At 51.3% G+C, this 3,623-nt stretch carries 1 tRNA gene and 2 rRNA genes; all 3 read right to left on the bottom strand.

What is annotated here, in order from left to right:
- Position 1: 1 nt before the first annotated feature.
- The 3 genes from BM025_RS18635 to BM025_RS18625 all read right to left on the bottom strand — a co-directional run bounded on the left by BM025_RS18635 (position 2) and on the right by BM025_RS18625 (position 3,273).
- Positions 2 to 78, bottom strand: a tRNA-Met gene (locus tag BM025_RS18635).
- A gap of 121 nt (positions 79 to 199) precedes the next feature.
- Positions 200 to 314: ribosomal RNA gene (rrf, locus tag BM025_RS18630) — 5S ribosomal RNA — on the bottom strand.
- A gap of 124 nt (positions 315 to 438) precedes the next feature.
- A 23S ribosomal RNA gene (locus tag BM025_RS18625) occupies positions 439 to 3,273 on the bottom strand.
- Positions 3,274 to 3,623 lie beyond the last annotated feature (350 nt).

Here is a 3,623-nt window from a genome sequence, read left to right as displayed (position 1 = left end):
TTGGTTGCGGGAGTAGGATTTGAACCTACGACCTTCAGGTTATGAGCCTGACGAGCTACCGGGCTGCTCCATCCCGCGACATTATGCTTGTGGTAGGGCCAATTTGGCAATTTATCACAAGAGTTATCGTTTTTTGATTGATCGTTTAGAGAGATTAAATTGGTCCCGGCTGAAGGGGACCATTAGAGGTTCTTATTAGGTTTGGCGGTGACCTACTCTCCCACGTCTTAAGACGCAGTACCATCGGCGCAACCGTGCTTAACGGCCGAGTTCGGGATGGGATCGGGTGTTTCACTAGCGCTGTGACCACCAAACCGAATAAGAACCTCTGTTTCACTCCTAGGAGTGTCCAAGTCTAAGTACATTTTACTGTGTGTTGGTATGTATGCTTCTGTTTGAACAATATTAGTAAACTTTTCAGTTTTGCTATTACTGGATCAAATCAAGCCTATCGGGCAATTAGTACCAGTCAACTGAACGCATTGCTGCGCTTACATCTCTGGCCTATCGACGAGGTGGTCTACCTCGGCCCTCAGGGATACCTTGTTTTGAGGGGGGCTTCCCGCTTAGATGCCTTCAGCGGTTATCCTGTCCGATCATAGCTACCCAGCACTGCTCCTGGCGGAACAACTGGTACACCAGTGGATCGTTCACCCCGGTCCTCTCGTACTAGGGGCAACTCCTCTCAAGTATCCTACACCCACGGCAGATAGGGACCGAACTGTCTCACGACGTTCTAAACCCAGCTCACGTACCTCTTTAAACGGCGAACAGCCGTACCCTTGGGACCTGCTCCAGCCCCAGGATGAGATGAGCCGACATCGAGGTGCCAAACACTGCCGTCGATATGGACTCTTGGGCAGTATCAGCCTGTTATCCCCGGCGTACCTTTTATCCGTTGAGCGATGGCCCTTCCACTCGGGACCACCGGATCACTATGACCGACTTTCGTCTCTGCTCGACTTGTCAGTCTCGCAGTCAGGCTGGCTTCTGCCATTGCACTCAACGACCGATTTCCGACCGGTCTGAGCCAACCTTCGCGCGCCTCCGTTACTCTTTAGGAGGCGACCGCCCCAGTCAAACTACCCGCCACACAGGGTCCCGGATCCGGATAACGGACCGCGGTTAGACATCAAACAGAACAAGGGTGGTATCTCAAGGGAGGCTCCACAGAAACTAGCGTCTCTGCTTCAAAGCCCACCACCTATCCTGCACATGTTCGGTCTAATGCCAGTGTGAAGCTGTAGTAAAGGTGCACGGGGTCTTTCCGTCTAACCGCGGGAAGCCTGCATCTTGACAGGCAATTCAATTTCGCTGAGTCTATGTTGGAGACAGCGGGGAAGTCGTTACGCCATTCGTGCAGGTCGGAACTTACCCGACAAGGAATTTCGCTACCTTAGGACCGTTATAGTTACGGCCGCCGTTTACCTGGGCTTCAATTCGGAGCTTGCACTCCTCCTTTTAACCTTCAGGCACCGGGCAGGCGTCAGACCCTATACGTCGTCTTACGACTTCGCAGAGCCCTGTGTTTTTAGTAAACAGTCGCCACCCCCTGGTTTGTGTCCCCAGCTCCAAGTTGCCTTAGAACCGGGCCTCCTTCTCGCGAACTTACGGAGGTATTTTGCCGAGTTCCTTCAACATAGTTCTCTCAAGCGCCTTGGTATTCTCTACCTATCCACCTGTGTCGGTTTAGGGTACGATCTAACGATGGAGCTATTTCCAGGAACCTCTAAGCAGCCCATTCAATCCGATAAGGATGAACTACCCTCGAGATCCGTCACTTCCATCTGGCCCAGGAATATTAACCTGGTTCCCATCGACTACGCCTTTCGGCCTCGCCTTAGGGGTCGGCTTACCCTGCTCAGATTAGCTTTAAGCAGGAACCCTTGGATTTTCGGCGAGGGAGTCTCTCACTCCCTTTGTCGCTACTCATGTCATCATTCTCACTAGTGATCTCTCCACCGGATCGCTCACGCGCCGGCTTCACAGAAAGCTCCTTGTGTCCAACACCTTCCGAAGAAGGTTAAAGACACATGGAACTATGTCACACTACGCTCTGCTACCACGTATACAAATATACATCCTCAGCTTCGGCTCATGGCTTGAGCCCCGTTACATCTTCGCCGCAGGACAACTTATCTAGACCAGTGAGCTGTTACGCTATCTTTAAAAGATGGCTGCTTCTAAGCCAACTTCCTGGTTGTTTTGGTCGTCCCACCTGCTTTCCCACTTAGCCATGAATTAGGGGCCTTAGCTGGAGGTCAGGGTTGTTTCCCTCTTCACAACGGACGTTAGCATTCGCTGTGTGTCTGCCATCTAGTACTCCCGGGTATTCGGAGTTTGGTTAGGATCAGTAAGCCTGTGGGGCCCCATTACCCATCCAGTGCTCTACCCCCCGGGGTATTCGGATGACGCTCTACCTAAATAGATTTCGCAGAGAACCAGCTATCTCCGAGTTTGATTGGCCTTTCACCCCTAGGCACAACTCATCCCGACCTTTTTCAACAGGTGTGGGTTCGGCCCTCCAGTAAGTGTTACCTTACCTTCAGCCTGGTCATGCCTAGATCACTCGGTTTCGGGTCTGATCCCACAAACTCAATCGCCCTATTAAGACTCGCTTTCGCTGCGCCTACACCTAACGGCTTAAGCTTGCTTGTGAGACCAAGTCGATGACCCATTATACAAAAGGTACGCCGTCAGGACTCAAGGTCCCTCCGACTGCTTGTAGGCGTCCGGTTTCAGAAACTGTTTCACTCCCCTCGTCGGGGTGCTTTTCACCTTTCCCTCACGGTACTGGTTCACTATCGGTCAGTAAGGAGTACTTAGCCTTCGGGGGTGGTCCCCCGATCTTCAGACAGAATTTCACGTGTTCCGCCCTACTTAATACGTCCCATTGAGCTTAGAATACGGGGCTATCACCCGCTATGGCCACATTTTCCAATGTGTTCTTCTCACTCTCAAGGCTCGGCTGATCCGCGTTCGCTCGCCACTACTAACGGAGTCTCTATTGATGTCCTTTCCTCCGGGTACTTAGATGTTTCAGTTCCCCGGGTTTGCTCTTTTAAACCTATGTATTCAGTCTAAAAGTACCTGGTTCAGCACGATATAAATCACCCAAGGGTAATTATATCAAACTGTCAGGTGGGTTGCCCCATTCGGAAATCCATGGATCAAAGCTTATTCTCAGCTCCCCATGGCTTATCGCAGAGTATCACGTCCTTCATCGCCTCTTACTGCCTAGGCATTCACCAAACGCCCTTCTCGCGCTTGATTTGATCCAGAAAGAGCAAAACTGAGAACCCGAAGGTTCTCGCCATTCTGCAGGAAGACACAAGCTGGTAAGATGTGCCCCCACGCTTTCCAAACCAAAAGCATACATTTTCCCGCCAGACCTATAAGGTCTGACATAAGACAACATCCTGTATGAAGGGATGCGTCTCAGCTCGAAGACCGTGCGATCTACGAGCTTGGTTAGTGTACTTGACTTGGACAACATTGCGTTTTGCAACCGCGATACATGTGATCCGCCGAGGAGGCTTTGCACATGCCGGTTCCCGAAGGAACAGCAGTTGAGGTCGATCCAAATACTATGGTGACCAACAATGTTGTTATTTTAATCTCTC

This window comes from Pacificibacter marinus (assembly GCF_900109555.1).
Lineage (GTDB): Bacteria > Pseudomonadota > Alphaproteobacteria > Rhodobacterales > Rhodobacteraceae > Celeribacter > Celeribacter marinus_C.
Note: the sequence above shows the minus strand (reverse complement) of the source record. Positions and strands in the feature narration are given on the sequence as shown.